Origin of the sequence: Bacillus thuringiensis, from assembly GCF_001455345.1 — a bacterium.
Taxonomy (GTDB): Bacteria; Bacillota; Bacilli; order Bacillales; family Bacillaceae_G; genus Bacillus_A; species Bacillus_A thuringiensis_N.
This window is the reverse complement of the sequence record NZ_CP013274.1, coordinates 383,270-399,624: the sequence shown is the minus strand read 5'-3', so window position 1 is coordinate 399,624 and position 16,355 is coordinate 383,270. Positions and strand designations below refer to the sequence as shown.

Here is a 16,355-nt window from a genome sequence, read left to right as displayed (position 1 = left end):
AAGCCTCCCTTATTCCTCGAATAATTGAATGGTTCTCTCTAGATTTTCAAGTGAAATGAAGCGTGATTCACGAAGGATCTCTTTTCCATTATAAAATAATAAAACTGTTGGCCCTGTAAATACTCCATATCGCCCCGCAATCTCTTGCATGTCTTGTAGTAATATTTCTACTTTCTCTACGTAATCATAATTCTCTAATACGCTATTTACTTTTCTTAACATAACATCACAAACACTACAATTTTCCGTTTTAATAAACAGAAGTACTAATTGTTGTTCTTCAATATATGTCGCTAATTCTTCTATCGTTTCAAATGTATTCATCTTATCCCTCTTAGCGTAATTTACGAAATACTTTATCTTGATACATACGAAAAGCTGAACTATCTTTAACCTTTCTCTTTTCCATTACTTGCTGAAAACGAAGCGTTTTTACTGTTAACTCTTCTTGTAATTTTTTTCGCTCTGCTTCATCATAACAGCAAGCAATTAAATCTTCTATTTTTAATATATCTTTTTGTAGTTCCATTTCTGGTGGAATCATTCCCGCATTTTTTAAAATTTTATAACTCATTCTAAGTTCTGGAGGTACCATTGAAAGGTCTTCTAATTGTAGTGGTTTTCCTTTTCCCGGAATGTTATCAAGATCACCATTCCGTATTGCATATCGAATTTTTTCTTCAGCAATGTTCAAAAACACATCCACACCATTCCCTCCTTTACATATTTTTACTATTATTTTACATGATATTTTCTCATCTTGCTACGTCATAAGAAATCAACTTCATACAATTTTTTCTCAATTTTATTTATAAGGCGCTATTTTCTACCTCACAAATATTTCATTTTCATATACAGTTTGTATTCAAGCCCTTTTATATTGAGAAAATCCTTCCGAATTGAATAAAGCGTTTACACTAAATCTTACATTTGGTACGATTTAATCATCCACTGCTCCTTGTATAGACTTCGTGATGTCTGATCATTTTTATCTAGATGATTTATACAGCTAGATTCATTTTGATTTATTGGCGCATGCCTTTAAATATATCTTTTATTTTGAAAGGAGAAATGGCTATGAAATCAAAAAAATTTACACTGCTATTACTATCCCTACTACTCTTCTTACCTCTTTTTCTCACAAACTTTATTACTCCAAACTTCGCATTAGCAGATTCACCAAAGCAAGATCAAAAAATTGTTGGGTATTTTCCTTCATGGGGCATTTACGGACGTAATTATCAAGTTGCAGACATTGATGCATCAAAGCTAACTCATTTAAACTATGCTTTCGCTGATATTTGCTGGAATGGAAAACATGGAAACCCTTCTACTCACCCCGATAATCCAAATAAACAAACGTGGAACTGTAAAGAGTCTGGTGTACCACTGCAAAATAAAGAGGTCCCTAATGGTACTCTCGTACTAGGTGAACCATGGGCTGATGTCACAAAATCTTATCCTGGCTCCGGTACAACTTGGGAAGATTGTGATAAATACGCACGCTGTGGAAATTTCGGAGAACTGAAACGATTAAAGGCTAAGTATCCCCATTTAAAAACAATTATTTCCGTTGGTGGCTGGACTTGGTCTAACCGCTTTTCTGACATGGCCGCTGATGAAAAAACAAGAAAAGTATTCGCTGAATCTACAGTTGATTTCCTACGCGAATATGGATTTGACGGCGTTGATTTAGATTGGGAATATCCGGGCGTAGAAACGATTCCTGGTGGTAGTTATCGTCCTGAAGATAAGCAAAACTTCACTCTACTTCTTCAAGATGTTCGAAATGCATTAACTAAAGCTGGTGCAGAAGATGGTAAACAATATTTACTAACAATCGCGTCAGGTGCAAGCCAACGTTATGCTGATCATACAGAGCTAAAGAAAATCTCTCAAATACTTGATTGGATTAATATTATGACATATGACTTCCACGGTGGATGGGAACCTACTTCTAACCATAATGCAGCTCTATACAAAGATCCAAATGACCCAGCAGCGGATACGAATTTTTACGTAGATGGTGCGATAGACATTTATACAAATGAAGGTGTTCCAGCGGATAAACTCGTATTAGGTGTACCTTTTTACGGACGTGGATGGAAGAGTTGTGGAAAAGAAAATAACGGACAATACCAACCTTGTAAACCAGGTAGCGATGGAAAGCTAGCCTCTAAAGGTACTTGGGATGATTATTCTACCGGTGACACAGGTGTGTACGATTATGGTGATTTAGCAGCTAATTATGTTAATAAAAATGGGTTTGTTCGCTACTGGAACGATGTAGCGAAAGTACCTTATTTATATAACGCGACTACAGGCTCATTTATTAGCTACGATGACAATGAATCTATGAAATATAAAACAGACTATATAAAGACGAAAGGTTTAAGTGGAGCAATGTTTTGGGAATTAAGTGGGGATTGCCGTACAAGTCCAAAATATAGTTGTAGTGGTCCTAAATTACTTGATACGTTAGTAAAAGAATTACTAGGTGGACCTATTACTCAAAAAGATATTGAGCCGCCAACAAATGTAAAAAATATTGCTGCTACAAATAAAAATTCAAACTCAGTTCAATTAAACTGGACTGCATCTACTGATAACGTAGGAGTTACTGAATATGAAATTAGTGCAGGGGAAGAAAAGTGGAGTACAACAACAAACAGCATTACAATTAAAAACTTAAAACCTAATACAGAATACACATTTTCAGTAATTGCCAAAGATGCTGCCGGAAATAAGTCACAGCCTACCGCTATTACAGTTAAAACAGATGATGCTAATACGACACCTCCTGGTGGAAATGGCAATGCTACCTTTTCAGTCACTTCAAATTGGGGAAGTGGTTACAATTTCTCAATTATAATAAAAAATACCGGGACGATCCCTATTAAAAACTGGAAATTAGAATTTGATTATAACGGCAATTTAACGCAAGTTTGGGATTCTAAAATTAGTAGTAAAATAAATAGTCATTACGTAATTACGAATGCAGGATGGAATGGTGAAATTCCTCCCGGTGGATCGGTTACAATCGGAGGGGCAGGAACAGGTAATCCCGCCGAACTTGTAAATGCATCCATTAGCGAAAACTAAAGGTAACATCCCTTAATTATTTCACTAAAGTTTGAATTTAGGTTTAAGCACTCTTTCCTAAATTCAAACTTTTAATTTCATGAAAAATCACAAATTTACATTACAATAACCTATTATAATCATATTTAGTTTCTAATATGAAGTTCATGTGAAGTTCATCTGAATTTTACATGAATTTCCTTTCAGTTCTATTGTCTTCCTATGGTAATAACATTATCCTTTACATATAGGAATTATTTTCATTCCATTTCAAACTATCTATATATATAAAAGAAGATAGTCGCCTATTAGGGAAAGGCATCTAGTATTATTATAAATATAAACATAACAAAAGAAAAAGCACGCTTATAAGCGCACCATAAGAGTGCTTCTTCATACAATTCTCATGTAAGAGTTCTCGAAAATCATGTTAATCACAAAGAAAAGGCATTAGCTTATACAAGCTAATGCCTTTTCTTTGTAATTATTGTTCAGCGTTCCATTCTTCTATATTCCATACTTTTGTGATCCATGCTTCATAGAAAGACGGCTCATGTGAGACAAGTAAAACTGTTCCTGTATATTGTTGTAACGCTTCCTGCAAAGACTTCTTTGTTTCTATATCCAAATGATTAGTCGGTTCATCTAAAATTAAAACATTGCTTTTCGTTACGATCAGTTCGCATAAACGTACTTTCGTTTGTTCCCCGCCGCTTAATAAACGAATAGGTTTTAATACATGCTCTTCTTTTAATCCACACTTCGCTAATGCTTGGCGCACTTCTTTTTTTGTCATATCTGGTCGTTCTGCCCAAACTTTCTCTAATGGTGTTATTTCTGAAGCAAACTCTTCTTGTGCAAAATAGGCAGGATTTACTCGCTCTCCAACAGAAATCGAACCACTTAGCGGTTTTATTTGGCCTAATAACGTTTTTAACATTGTCGTTTTTCCAATTCCATTATGGCCAACAATCGCTATCTTTTCTCCCTTTTTCACTTGTAAATTCAACTCTGGACATAACGGATCACTATATCCTATCCTTAGTTTCTCAGCTTGCAATATACGACTCACTGGCTCCTCATAAACATTGAAATCAAAACGAGATTGAGTTACATGATTAACCTTTTCAACCCTTTGCATTTTCTCCAACACTTTCTCTCGACTTTTAGCCTGTTTCGCTTTTCGAATTTTATTTTTTTGAATAAATGTTTCTAACTGAGTAATTTCTTTTTGTTGTTTCGCATACGCCGATTGTAATTGTTTCGTTTGCACTTGATAACTTTGCACAAACTTTTCATAATTTCCTACGTATCGCTTCACTTTCCCTCCTTCTAGATGATAAATAACATTCGTAATACTGTTCAAAAACACTTCGTCATGTGAAATGATTACATAAGCTTTTTCATACAGTCTCAAATATGATTGCAACCATTCTATATGAGCTGTATCTAAATAGTTTGTTGGCTCATCTAGCAATAAAACATCAGCTTTTTCTAAAAGGAGCTTCCCAAGTAATAACTTCGTTCGCTGTCCTCCACTTAACTTTGAAACATCCTTTTCCAAACCTACCTCAAACAACCCTAAACCAATTGCTACTTCTTCAATTTCTGTATGAATTTGATAGAAATTAGAACTTTCCAATATAGTTTGTAATTCTCCATACTTTACTAACAGTTTTTCTACTTCTCCTGCTCCATTCATTTCTTCAGCAATTTTTAACATTTCGCATTCAATCGTATACAAATCCGAAAATGCACTTTGTAGGTATTCTTCAATTGTTATCCCCTCTTGTAAATCCATATGCTGCTGCAAGAAACCTACCTTCACATGTGGAAACCATTCAATGCTTCCGTCATCATGTATAAGTTCTCCTGTTAAAATCCTTAACAATGTTGATTTTCCAATTCCATTTTGCCCTACTAACCCAACATGCTCGCCCTTTAATAGTCGGAAACACGCATTATATAAAATGGTTTTCTCACCATACGAATGACTTAAATTTTCTACTGTTAATATACTCATTTTTTTCTCTCCTCTACTTATAGTTCATAAGCTAAATAGAGAGAGCAACAGTATAAAGCCTTATTTAATTGTGCATATAAAAAATGGGTAAGGTGAATACACCTTACCCATTACATATTATCGTAAAAAAGGATTAAGGTTCTTTACCTGCTGTCTTCAATTTAGCTTAATCATTAAAAATGGGCAGACTTCTCCCGTATCAAGCTAAAACCATTTGAAGAACAGTTGATAAAGTCATTTTATCCTTTCACTCCTTTAACATTTGTTATATTAAGAGTATAAACTACTCTCTTATATTCTATTCTCTATTTTTTCTTTTGTTCCTTCTTCTCCTATACAAAAAAGCCTCTTAACAGTGATTATACAAAAAACTGTTAAAAGACTTTTTCTATTTTTTCATATAAGGAGCTAATACTCTCAAAATTTCTTCCTTATCTTTCTTTAATTCAAGTGATGTTAACATATCCATCGTTCTCGGTCTAGGTAATTTCACTTGTACCTCGCCAACTATTGATGCTGGTCTTTGAGATAAAATAAATACGCGATCTGAAAGTAAGATTGCCTCATCTAAGTCGTGTGTAACCATAACGATTGTTTGCTTCTCTTGGTGCCAAGAGTTTAAAAGCCAGCTATGTACTTCCATTTTTGTAAAAGCATCTAATTTTCCAAAAGGCTCATCAAGTAGCATAATTGGCTTTTCACATAAATATGTGCGAAGGAAGCTAATTCTTTGACGCATTCCACCTGATAATTCATCTGGATAATGGTCTGCATATTCATCTAACTCAAACTGCTTTAATGCTTCCATTCCTTCTGTCAGCCTTTGTTTCTTCGGCTTTCCTTCAATTTCTAATGGAAGAACAATATTTTGCAAAGCTGATCGCCATGGCAGCAATAAATCTTGTTGCGGCATATAACTTACAGCATCTTGCTCTTGTACGTGCTTATCCTTATACGTTACGTTTCCACTTGTTGGATTTTCAACATTTGCAATCATATTTAATAATGTGCTTTTCCCGCAACCACTGGGTCCTACAAAGGAAACGAATTCTCCCTCTCGTATAGAAGCACTAATATTTGCTAATACATTCTTTCCATCGAAAGATTTCACAATATCTTTTATTTGTAATCCACTCATTTTTCACTTGGAAGGAACTCATTTGTAAAGGCATCTTTCACATCAATTTTCTTCTTAATAACTTTGTTATCATATAAGAAATTCATGTAATTCGTCCAAACTTCTTCCTTCTGTACTCCCCATGCTTTTGCATCATCTTGATACTTCGTACTTAACCACTTTTGACTTTCTTGTACTAATTCTTTATTCACATCTGGAACTGCTTTAATTAAAATATCAGCAGCTTCTTTCGGTTCTTTAATTGCAAAATTATACCCTTCTGTCGTTGCACTCATAAACTTTTTCACAAAGTCTTTATCTTGCTTCGTATGTTTTTCACTTGTAATAATAACAGGACTATAGAAATCGAGCGCTGGATCTAAGTCTTTCACCATAATTGTATTTAACTCTTTTCCTTGACGCTTCGCTTCAATACCATCCCAACCGTAATAAATCCATTCGAAATCAGCATCACGGCCAATTGATTTAAAGAAGTCTGTTTGGCCTAAAATGATTTTTTCGACTTTATTAAAATCAGCTTGATGTTTCTCCATAATTGTCTTCAACGTTGCTTCTTCTGCTGGTCCTCCCCAGCCTCCGTAACGTTTGCCTTCAAAATTTTTCGGTGAAGTCATGTTATCTTTCTTAAGTGACGCAAAAGCTGAAGTGTTATGCTGAATAATCGCTCCTACAGATACAACAGGAATACCTTCCACCCGCGCCAACGTTACATTTTCTTGTGCACTTATTGCGAAGTCAGCTTTTCCTGAAGCTATCATTTGTTCTGCTGTTACATTATCACCAGGCTGAATAATTTCTACATCTAAGCCTTGCTTTTTATAATACTCTTTCGCTTGCGCTACATATAAACCAGTATGATTCGTATTCGGGAACCAATCTAATACTACTTTTATTTTTTGATCTTTACTTGTACTTTCCTCTTTCTTCGCCGGATTACATCCAGCCACACCTACTGCTAATAAGGCAGCCAACATAACTTTTAAACCTTTTTTCATTTTCTGCCGTCCTTTCTATATATCCATGGTGCTGTTATTCTTGCCATAAACTCCACGATAAAATACAGACATAATGTCACCATAACAATAATTGCTGCAACACCAAATACTCGGGCTGTTAAAAAGGATTTTGTAGCCCTCGTAAGCATAACTCCTAATCCTTCACTTGCACCGAGCCATTCCCCAATAATCGCTCCCATTACGCTATATGTAACTGCAATTTTCAAACCAGAGAAAAAGTATGGAAGCACTGCTGGAAACTTTACTTTCTGGTAAACTTGCCATTTCGTTGCCTTCATCGTTTGCAACAACTTCAACATATTTTTATCTACCGTTTGAAAGCCTTCTAAAATGCTAAGCGCAATCGGGAAGAAACAAACGAGTATGACTACCATTACTTTCGGTAGCATTCCATATCCAAACCAAATAATAAATAACGGTGCAAGTACAACGATTGGAATCGTTTGCGAAATAACAAGCAACGGATTTATTAAAATACGAAATAAAGGGATAACGTCCATAACAATTGCAATACTTGTCCCAATTAAAACTGCAAAAAATAGTCCAATTATAACCTCTTGTAACGTTTGCATCGTATTCGGTAATAATAAATCTTTCATTCCTATTAATTCTTGAACAATCGCAGAAGGCTTCGGTAAAATCCACGGTTCAATTTTAAATAATGAAACAGATCCTTCCCATATCGCAATGAGAAGGATAAGCCAAATTGTTGTAATTATTTTAGATTGCTTCTGGTTTTGCATATTCATCACGGTACTTCCAAACCTTTTCATCTATCGTTACACCAGTGCTTGGACGGTAATGGATTTTAATAGAAGTAATCACTTCTTCAGCTCCAGCATCCACGCAAGCTTGTTGCGCACGTTTAACGACATCAAGAAGTACATCTAATTCTCCTTCCAGCGTTGTTTCCATTGCTCCTACTTCATAACGAACTCCCGATTGTTGTACAACTTCAATTGCTTTATCAACAACAGAATATACATCTTTTGTTTTTGCTTGTGGTACTACTGAAAATGACATTGTAACTTGTTGTGACATAATAAAATCCCCCTTATGAAATTTAATTTTAAAACAAGAAAAGGCTTTCCTACTGCGTAGGAAAGCCTTGTATGCAAGTTATTATAGAATAACATATGCTACATCACTTTAAGTAACTCCCTACGCTGGCATTATCCAGATCAGGTTGAGGGTCGATGTTTGCTTACATCCTCTCAGCCAATTGGCTCCCCGGTCCTTAATTCGTTTTCATTGTAGCATGATTTATTTTATTGAACAAACAAAAGCATGTATAATCATTTCAGTTAACTTTTAAATTCTCCAATTAACTCTTGTAACTCCTGTGAAAGCCAGCTTAAAGAACTAGCTAATTCAGCAATATCTTGTACGGACATTTCCTGTTCTTTCATACTTTCTTGAACATTACTACTACTATTCGCATACTTATTTGCGATAAGTGATAGTTCATTTACAACACGAACAATATTTTGGCTATTTTGCAATATATTATTTGAATTGCTAGAAACAACTTCAACTTGATTGGTAACAGTTTGTGCTGATTTCGAAATTTTTTCAAAGAAAGCACCACTACTTTCAACAAGTTTAATTCCAGATTCTACTTCTTTTGAAGTTTTTTGCATTGAAACAACAGCTTCTTCCGTTCCGGCTTGTGTTTCCCCTATTAATTTTGCTATATCTTTTGCTGATGCTTCCGTCTGCTCTGCTAATTTACGCACTTCATCAGCAACAATGGCAAATCCCTCTCCAGTTTCCCCAGCACGTGAAGCTTCAATAGTAGCATGTAAAGCTAGCGAATTAGTTTGATTTGAAATACTTGTAATTACAGTTACAATATCACTAATTTCTTTTGATCTCGCTTCCAAAGAATATATGATAGAAGATAAATCTTGTACTGCATTTTGTATTATGTTCATTTGATTAATCGCCTGTTTAGTAACACCATTTCCTTTTCCTGAATGATGTTCTATACCTTCAGACTCTTTCGCCATTTGTTTTGCAGCATTCGTTATCTCTTCCATCCTATCTTCCATTTCATATACAATACCTAAATACTGTGGTACTGAAGTTTCTTGTGACTGAGCGCCAGCTCTTAACTCAACCATAGAACTTACGATTTCTTGAACTGCCATACTATTCTCTTTCGTACTCACTGACAATTCTTTTGAAGATGAGGAAACTTGTTCTGACGTCTGCTTCACTTTATCTATAATTCCTTTAAACTTCTCGATAGTATTATTAAAATAAGAATTAATAATACCAATATCATCTGGTCTTTCCTCTAATTTAATACTTAAATCACCTTCACCGACTTTGCGCAATCCTTCACGTAAATCCCGCAATGGAGCAAGTGCGTTACGCACGATTAAGAATTGAATAACAGTTGCAATTAAAACAGAAATACAAATAAACATTAAACCTTGTATAATGAATTTTTCCTTTGTAATAGGAACAATAGAAGCATCTACATCGGCTGCAACAATTGCCACAATATTTCCGTCTTCATCTTTAATTGGTTCTAATATCGTTACCCATGATCCTAATAGATCCTCATATACTACTGTCATGTTTGCTTTTTTCGTGCTCATTACCTTATCGTATGCTTTCATCCAAAGATCTGGTTGTTTATAATATTCTCCCGGCCTTACGTCAACAACATTTGCTAACCCTGTAGACAAATCGACGATTAGTAACTCACCTTTTTCATTTTTTTTTGCTCCAACAATATAGGTTTGTCCAACACTATTCAATTCTTCCGTTGCTTCATCTAATTTCTCTGTTAACTTCTCTCTCTTTTCTCTTTGTGCCACTGGGTCTTTTGTAACATCTCTCACTATTTCTTCGTCTAATTTATGTAATACCGTATCTCCTGTTTCAAAAGAATGCCTTTCAAATATAGACATCATGCTATTTTGAAACATGTTAAAACTTAACGCTCCCATAGTACCAACAAGCGTCAAAATAACTAACACAGTTAACAATACATTCTTTTGAAGAAATGATAGCTTGTGCCAATATTTTTTCATCAACATCACCTTTCTTAATTAACTTAATATAAAGGAAAACTATTAAAATATAAACCTTATCAACAACTGATAACAGTTCTCATTTGTTTGCAAATAAAAAAAAGACCAATGAAAAAGCATTGGTCAAGACCAACCCTATCCGTCCGGTAACTGGCTAGCGTAGCCTTTCGGCCTTAGCTCCTGTAGTTTTGCGTCCTAATGTTTCCATCAGTTTGCCTTTCTCGCTGAACGAGTTGAACGATATGGGAGTTCTATGAGAATTAAATTATTCTCTATCAAAGATTACAACATAAAAATTAAAATGTCTACCTATTTAGAGATACAAATGTAAAATTTGGATGCATTATTTTTTCGAAATAATTTAACAAAGTACGTGAATGTTACATTTCTTGTGTTATATAATAAAAAATGTATATAACACAAGGATTGTTTCGAGTATTTAATTTAATTTTCGGTTAAATTAAATTATTCAAATATATCTTAACTAATGAATTTCGGAGGTAGTTTATCATGTTTTGGCTACAATTTCTTACGTTACTACTCTGTATTTTTATTGGCGCACGCCTAGGTGGAGTTGGTCTAGGAGTAATGGGTGGCGTTGGTATGGCAATACTTGTTTTCGTCTTCCACTTACAACCTACAGCTCCTCCTATTGATGTAATGCTCATGATTTTAGCAGTAATTACAGCTGCAGGTGCCCTGCAAGCTGCTGGAGGAATGGACTACCTTGTTCATCTGGCCGAGAAAGCATTACGAAAAAATCCAAAACGCATTACATTCTTTGCTCCAATTGTTACTTATTTATTTACACTCTGCGCAGGGACTGGTCACGTTGCTTATTCTGTACTTCCTGTTATCGCAGAAGTCTCTCGCGAATCTGGGATTAGACCGGAACGTCCAATGTCAATTGCCGTAATCGCTTCCCAACAAGCAATTACAGCTAGCCCTATATCAGCTGCAACAGTTGCCCTTTTAGCAATGTTAGCTGACTATAAAATCACTTTATTAGATATTTTAAAAGTAAGTATTCCTTCTACCTTCATCGCTTGTATGGTAGCTGCATTTGTTGCTAGCAAAATGGGGAAAGAATTAAATGAAGACCCTGAATACTTAAAACGATTAAAAGAAGGAATGATTCCTAAAATTGAAGAGAAAAAAGAATTTGCTGGTGTAAAAGGCGCTAAATTATCCGTTGTCCTTTTCTTAGTAGGAACTTTCCTTGTCGTACTTCTCGGTTCATTTGAAGCACTTCGTCCAGGATGGATGATCGATGGGAAGTTAGTTCGTCTTTCCATGCCAAACACAATTGAAATGGTTATGTTAACCATCGCAGCTCTTATTATTATTTTCTGTAAACCAAATGTAGAAAGCATCGTATCTGGTAACGTCTTTAAAGCGGGGGCAACAGCAGTTGTTGCTATTTTCGGAATCGCTTGGATGGGAGATACTTTCTTTAACGGAAACTTAAATATGATTCAAGGATCAATTCAGCACCTAGTAACAAGTGCACCATGGCTATTTGCCATCGCATTATTCATTCTATCTATTTTACTATATAGCCAAGCAGCCACAGTACGTGCTTTAATGCCTCTTGGATTATCACTCGGTATTCCACCAGCACTACTAATCGCTATGTTCCCTGCAGTAAATGGATACTTCTTCATTCCAAACTATGGAACAATCGTTGCTGCCATTAACTTTGATCGTACTGGTACAACTGGCATTGGAAAATATGTTTTAAATCATAGCTTTATGATTCCAGGCCTAATCGCAACATTCACTTCTATCGGAATTGGAATGCTCTTAATTTCAATTATGTTTTAAAGAAAAAGCACAAACCCAAAGTTTTAAAGGGTTTGTGCTTTTTTAATCAAACGTTTGTTTAAATATTTTTAACTGTCCATTCTTCCATTATGTTCTTTACTATTTGTGTGAAGTACCCTTTCTCTATAAACTCTTACTCACTTCCTCTGCTAGCTTCTTCGTACTTTCATACGCAGATTCCGCTAAACTAATAGCTGAAATAACTGAAATACCGTCTGCACCTGCCTCTATAACCGAAGCGGTATTTTCAATTGAAATGCCACCAATCCCAACGATCGGTATTATAATTCCTTGTTCTCTAAAATGAGCTAAACCTTTCGTTCCTTGCACCGCTTTCGTATCTTTTTTCGTACTCGTTGGGAAAATAGGGCCAACACCTAAATAATCCGCTCCATTTTCAATTGCCCAGCGTGCTTCTTCAATTGTATGTGTAGATACACCGATAATTTTATCCCCCATTTTTTCACGAACAGAAGTAATTCCTTCATCATCTTGTCCAACATGCACGCCATCTGCATCTAACTCGAGAGCTAGTTCCACATCATCATTTACGATGAATGGTACACCGTACTCCTTACAAGTTGCTTGTAGTTCTTTTGCGAAACAAATACGTTTCTCTCCCGTTAAAGCGCCTTCCCCCTTTTCACGAAATTGAAAGATTGTTATACCGCCTTCAAGTGCATCTCTCAATACTTGCAGTGGATCCTTCGTACAATTGTTACTTCCCATAATAAAATATACTGATAACAACCTGGACATTTCTGCCTTTGAAATACGCGACATTTATTTTCCCTCCTTACTATATAACCTCAATCTTCCCATACTTCTCTATATCACCCGAAGTCGTATTCGCTAACTGATTTAAAAATTCAATTTGGAAACTACCAGGTCCTTTTTCCACTGTCTTAGCAGCTGCCAGTTCTGCAGCTACACCATAAAACGTTAATGCAGCTACTGCTGCCTTTACATAATCCTTTTCTACCGCTACAAATGCCCCTATTACAGAAGTTAGTAAACAACCAGTCCCCGTAACTTTCGTTAAAATAGAGTGACCATTTCGAATAACAATAGTTCGCTCTCCATCTGTAACAACATCTTCTTTTCCAGTAATCACCGCAACTGTATTCAATTCGTCTGCTGCCTGCTTTGCAATACTTACGACATTACCATTTCCAGCACCAGCGTCTACCCCTTTAATTTCCCATCTCTCATTAATAACGTTCGCTATTTCAGCTGCATTTCCGCGAATAATCGCTAACTCAGTCTCAGCCGGAATATGTCTCGCAACTTCTGTTCGATACGATGTTGCTCCTGCACCGACTGGATCAAACAGTACTGGTACATTGTTCACATTCGCTGATTTACCGGCAAGTAACATCGCTTCTACTTCTTCAGGACGAAGTGTCCCCATATTTAATACTAATGCTCCAGCAATGCTAGCCATTTCTGCCACTTCTTCTTTTGCATACGCCATTACAGGTGATGCCCCTAATGCTAATAAACCGTTAGCTGTAAAATTTGTTACAACAACATTTGTAATATTATGAACGAGCGGATTAGATTCTCTCACCAAATCCACTACTTTGCTAATTTCTTTCATATTCATCCTTCTCATCCCCTAACTATAGTGATGGGAGATACACAAAAAGGCACTTTGCGCGTACGCAAAGTGCCTGAACATGTGCTTTTACACTCTCCCTACGCTGGCATTATCCAACAGGTTCAAATGGTCAATGACGGATTAGTCATACTCTCAGTTTGCATCCACAAACTCCCATGTGCTTATTATTCATCTACTTCAAAGTCTACTCTTATTCTACTAAAATAACAAGTTCTTTACTTTTCTATTTAATATAGAAGCAACCTATAAAACAATAAGCATAATCAAGTGAAACTTTAATCAGTGAGTGTTTTGTTCATTCCACTAAAAACAGCTCAAATATGGAGCGAAACTGAATCTCAAGAAGATGTATGCTATAGTTAACGTATGGAATTTTGAAAGGATGTTTTTAATATGTCAAAAAGCGTTGTAATCGCTGAAAAACCTTCCGTTGCACGTGATATTGCGCGTGTACTGAAGTGCGAAAAAAAAGGAAACGGCTATCTTGAAGGTAGTAAATATATTGTAACTTGGGCTTTAGGACATCTCGTTACACTAGCTGATCCAGAAAACTATGATGTGAAATATAAAAAGTGGAATTTAGAAGATTTACCGATGCTACCTGAACGTTTGAAATTAACGGTTATTAAACAAACAGGGAAACAATTTAATGCTGTAAAAAGTCAGCTTCTTAGAAAAGATGTAAATGAAATCATTGTAGCAACAGACGCTGGACGTGAAGGAGAATTGGTCGCTCGTTGGATTATTGATAAGGTTCGAGTTAACAAACCAATCAAACGTCTATGGATTTCATCTGTTACTGATAAAGCAATTAAAGATGGTTTCGCAAATTTAAAACCAGGTAAAGCATATGACAATTTATATGCTTCAGCAGTTGCGCGTTCAGAAGCTGACTGGTATATCGGTCTTAACGCGACTCGAGCTTTAACGACTCGCTTTAATGCCCAGCTGAATTGCGGCCGTTGCCAAACACCTACTGTCGCTATGATCGCTAATCGTGAAGATGAAATAAAGAACTTCAAAGCTCAAACTTACTACGGCATTGAAGCTCAAACAACAAATCAATTAAAACTAACTTGGCAAGATGCAAACGGTAATAGCCGTAGTTTTAATAAAGAAAAAATTGATGATATTGTAAAAAATCTAGATAAACAAAATGCCACTGTTGTGGAAATTGATAAAAAGCAGAAGAAATCATTCTCTCCTGGTCTTTATGATTTAACTGAATTACAGCGTGATGCAAATAAAAAGTTTGGTTATTCTGCTAAAGAAACATTAAACATTATGCAGAAGTTATATGAACAACATAAAGTGCTAACGTATCCTCGTACAGATTCACGTTACATTTCATCTGATATCGTTGGAACACTTCCAGAACGTCTAAAAGCGTGTGGCGTCGGAGAATACCGTCCTTTAGCACATAAAGTATTACAAAAGCCTATCAAGCCTAATAAATCATTTGTTGATGATAGTAAAGTAAGTGATCATCATGCAATTATTCCAACAGAAGGATATGTTAACTTCTCAGCCTTCACAGATAAAGAGCGTAAAATTTATGATCTAGTTGTAAAACGTTTCTTAGCTGTTTTATTCCCAACATTCGAATACGAGCAACTAACGTTACGCACAAAAGTCGGCAATGAAACGTTCATTGCACGCGGAAAAACAATTTTACATGCCGGTTGGAAAGAAGTATATGAAAATCGCTTTGAAGATGATGATGTAACTGATGACGTAAAAGAGCAACTTTTACCTCGCATTGAAAAAGGCGATACATTAACTGTAAAGTTAATTATGCAAACATCAGGTCAAACGAAAGCACCTGCACGTTTTAACGAAGCAACTTTACTTTCAGCAATGGAAAATCCTACAAAATATATAGATACGCACAATAAACAACTTGCTGATACGTTAAAATCAACTGGTGGATTAGGTACTGTAGCAACACGAGCTGATATTATCGATAAGCTATTCAATTCATTCTTAATTGAAAAACGTGGTAAAGATATTCACATTACTTCAAAAGGCCGTCAATTACTTGATTTAGTGCCAGAAGAGTTAAAATCACCTACACTAACTGGTGAGTGGGAACAAAAACTTGAGGCAATTGCAAAGGGTAAACTGAAAAAAGAAGTATTCATTTCAGAAATGAAGAACTATACGAAAGAAATTGTTTCTGAAATTAAATCGAGTGATAAAAAATATAAACATGACAACATTTCAACGAAGTCTTGTCCAGACTGCGGTAAACCAATGCTAGAGGTAAACGGCAAAAAAGGAAAAATGCTCGTTTGCCAAGACCGTGAATGTGGTCATCGTAAAAATGTATCCCGTACAACAAACGCCCGTTGTCCTCAGTGTAAGAAAAAATTAGAATTACGTGGCGAAGGTGCAGGACAAATCTTTGCATGTAAATGTGGCTATCGCGAGAAATTATCCACCTTCCAAGAAAGACGTAAGAAAGAATCTGGAAGCAAAGCTGATAAACGCGATGTTCAAAAATATATGAAACAACAAAACAAAGAAGAAGAACCATTAAACAACCCATTCGCAGAGGCATTAAAGAAATTAAAATTTGATTAAACAAAAAGGTTCCTACCTCTATCGG

The 16,355-nt window shown here is 35.7% G+C and carries 13 protein-coding genes and 3 riboswitches; of the genes, 3 read left to right on the top strand and 10 right to left on the bottom strand.

Annotation, left to right across the window (positions count from 1 at the left end):
* Nucleotides 1–9: 9 nt before the first annotated feature.
* Both ATN06_RS02275 and ATN06_RS02270 read right to left on the bottom strand, forming a co-directional pair.
* A complete protein-coding gene (locus ATN06_RS02275) occupies nucleotides 10–324 on the bottom strand; it encodes a thioredoxin family protein (protein WP_060629385.1) in 315 nt (104 codons plus the stop codon).
* A 10-nt stretch (nucleotides 325–334) separates the two neighbouring features.
* Complete coding sequence (locus ATN06_RS02270) at nucleotides 335–706, bottom strand: DnaJ family domain-containing protein (protein WP_060629384.1); 372 nt, start codon at nucleotides 704–706, stop codon at nucleotides 335–337.
* A gap of 371 nt (nucleotides 707–1,077) precedes the next feature.
* Here ATN06_RS02270 and ATN06_RS02265 point away from each other — a divergent pair, with 371 nt between their 5' ends.
* Nucleotides 1,078–3,102, top strand: coding sequence for a glycosyl hydrolase family 18 protein (locus tag ATN06_RS02265; protein WP_060629383.1), 2,025 nt, complete (start codon nucleotides 1,078–1,080; stop codon nucleotides 3,100–3,102).
* 463 nt (nucleotides 3,103–3,565) lie between these two features.
* Here ATN06_RS02265 and ATN06_RS02260 read toward each other — a convergent pair whose 3' ends face one another.
* The 6 genes from ATN06_RS02260 to ATN06_RS02235 all read right to left on the bottom strand — a co-directional run bounded on the left by ATN06_RS02260 (nucleotide 3,566) and on the right by ATN06_RS02235 (nucleotide 10,302).
* The gene (locus ATN06_RS02260; protein ID WP_060629382.1) at nucleotides 3,566–5,104 is read right to left on the bottom strand and encodes an ABC-F family ATP-binding cassette domain-containing protein; all 1,539 of its coding nucleotides are present in this window, start codon (nucleotides 5,102–5,104) and stop codon (nucleotides 3,566–3,568) included.
* A gap of 388 nt (nucleotides 5,105–5,492) precedes the next feature.
* A complete protein-coding gene (locus tag ATN06_RS02255; RefSeq protein ID WP_060629381.1) occupies nucleotides 5,493–6,242 on the bottom strand; it encodes an ABC transporter ATP-binding protein in 750 nt (249 codons plus the stop codon).
* Nucleotides 6,239–7,237 (bottom strand): ABC transporter substrate-binding protein, encoded by a 999-nt coding sequence (locus tag ATN06_RS02250; RefSeq protein WP_060629380.1) that lies wholly within the window; start codon nucleotides 7,235–7,237, stop codon nucleotides 6,239–6,241. The genes ATN06_RS02255 and ATN06_RS02250 overlap by 4 nt, the downstream gene beginning before the upstream one ends.
* A complete protein-coding gene (locus tag ATN06_RS02245; protein WP_060629379.1) occupies nucleotides 7,234–8,007 on the bottom strand; it encodes an ABC transporter permease in 774 nt (257 codons plus the stop codon). Before ATN06_RS02245 ends, ATN06_RS02250 begins: the two co-directional genes overlap by 4 nt.
* Nucleotides 7,979–8,299, bottom strand: coding sequence for an MTH1187 family thiamine-binding protein (locus tag ATN06_RS02240; RefSeq protein WP_000082906.1), 321 nt, complete (start codon nucleotides 8,297–8,299; stop codon nucleotides 7,979–7,981). Before ATN06_RS02240 ends, ATN06_RS02245 begins: the two co-directional genes overlap by 29 nt.
* A 100-nt stretch (nucleotides 8,300–8,399) precedes the next feature.
* Nucleotides 8,400–8,501: riboswitch (TPP riboswitch) on the bottom strand.
* Between the two features lie 61 nt (nucleotides 8,502–8,562).
* On the bottom strand, nucleotides 8,563–10,302 hold the full coding sequence (locus ATN06_RS02235; RefSeq protein WP_060629378.1) for a methyl-accepting chemotaxis protein: 1,740 nt from the start codon (nucleotides 10,300–10,302) through the stop codon (nucleotides 8,563–8,565).
* 142 nt (nucleotides 10,303–10,444) lie between these two features.
* Nucleotides 10,445–10,529, bottom strand: a riboswitch (cyclic di-GMP riboswitch).
* 283 nt (nucleotides 10,530–10,812) lie between these two features.
* Here ATN06_RS02235 and ATN06_RS02230 point away from each other — a divergent pair.
* On the top strand, nucleotides 10,813–12,126 hold the full coding sequence (locus ATN06_RS02230) for an anaerobic C4-dicarboxylate transporter family protein (protein ID WP_060629377.1): 1,314 nt from the start codon (nucleotides 10,813–10,815) through the stop codon (nucleotides 12,124–12,126).
* Nucleotides 12,127–12,249: 123 nt separating this feature from the next.
* On the opposite strand, the gene thiE is transcribed toward ATN06_RS02230, so the two are convergent.
* Together thiE and thiM are read right to left on the bottom strand one after the other, a co-directional pair.
* Nucleotides 12,250–12,909, bottom strand: coding sequence for a thiamine phosphate synthase (thiE, locus tag ATN06_RS02225; RefSeq protein ID WP_060629376.1), 660 nt, complete (start codon nucleotides 12,907–12,909; stop codon nucleotides 12,250–12,252).
* Between the two features lie 16 nt (nucleotides 12,910–12,925).
* On the bottom strand, nucleotides 12,926–13,741 hold the full coding sequence (thiM, locus tag ATN06_RS02220) for a hydroxyethylthiazole kinase (RefSeq protein WP_369596995.1): 816 nt from the start codon (nucleotides 13,739–13,741) through the stop codon (nucleotides 12,926–12,928).
* 63 nt (nucleotides 13,742–13,804) lie between these two features.
* Nucleotides 13,805–13,914, bottom strand: a riboswitch (TPP riboswitch).
* A 226-nt stretch (nucleotides 13,915–14,140) separates the two neighbouring features.
* Between thiM and topB the strand changes: the two genes are divergently transcribed.
* Nucleotides 14,141–16,330: a DNA topoisomerase III gene (gene topB / locus ATN06_RS02215; RefSeq protein ID WP_060629374.1), complete on the top strand. Its 2,190-nt coding sequence runs from the start codon at nucleotides 14,141–14,143 to the stop codon at nucleotides 16,328–16,330.
* The last annotated feature ends 25 nt before the right edge of the window (nucleotides 16,331–16,355 follow it).

What these genes read in the sequence shown, in the direction of transcription:
- ATN06_RS02275 (WP_060629385.1), bottom strand. Translation starts at nt 324, where the DNA reads ATGAATACATTTGAAACGATAGAAGAATTAGCGACATATATTGAAGAA.
- ATN06_RS02265 (WP_060629383.1), top strand. Translation starts at nt 1,078, where the DNA reads ATGAAATCAAAAAAATTTACACTGCTATTACTATCCCTACTACTCTTC.
- ATN06_RS02260 (WP_060629382.1), bottom strand. Translation starts at nt 5,104, where the DNA reads ATGAGTATATTAACAGTAGAAAATTTAAGTCATTCGTATGGTGAGAAA.
- ATN06_RS02255 (WP_060629381.1), bottom strand. Translation starts at nt 6,242, where the DNA reads ATGAGTGGATTACAAATAAAAGATATTGTGAAATCTTTCGATGGAAAG.
- ATN06_RS02250 (WP_060629380.1), bottom strand. Translation starts at nt 7,237, where the DNA reads ATGAAAAAAGGTTTAAAAGTTATGTTGGCTGCCTTATTAGCAGTAGGT.
- ATN06_RS02245 (WP_060629379.1), bottom strand. Translation starts at nt 8,007, where the DNA reads ATGAATATGCAAAACCAGAAGCAATCTAAAATAATTACAACAATTTGG.
- ATN06_RS02240 (WP_000082906.1), bottom strand. Translation starts at nt 8,299, where the DNA reads ATGTCACAACAAGTTACAATGTCATTTTCAGTAGTACCACAAGCAAAA.
- ATN06_RS02235 (WP_060629378.1), bottom strand. Translation starts at nt 10,302, where the DNA reads ATGAAAAAATATTGGCACAAGCTATCATTTCTTCAAAAGAATGTATTG.
- ATN06_RS02230 (WP_060629377.1), top strand. Translation starts at nt 10,813, where the DNA reads ATGTTTTGGCTACAATTTCTTACGTTACTACTCTGTATTTTTATTGGC.
- thiE (WP_060629376.1), bottom strand. Translation starts at nt 12,909, where the DNA reads ATGTCGCGTATTTCAAAGGCAGAAATGTCCAGGTTGTTATCAGTATAT.
- thiM (WP_369596995.1), bottom strand. Translation starts at nt 13,741, where the DNA reads ATGAGAAGGATGAATATGAAAGAAATTAGCAAAGTAGTGGATTTGGTG.
- topB (WP_060629374.1), top strand. Translation starts at nt 14,141, where the DNA reads ATGTCAAAAAGCGTTGTAATCGCTGAAAAACCTTCCGTTGCACGTGAT.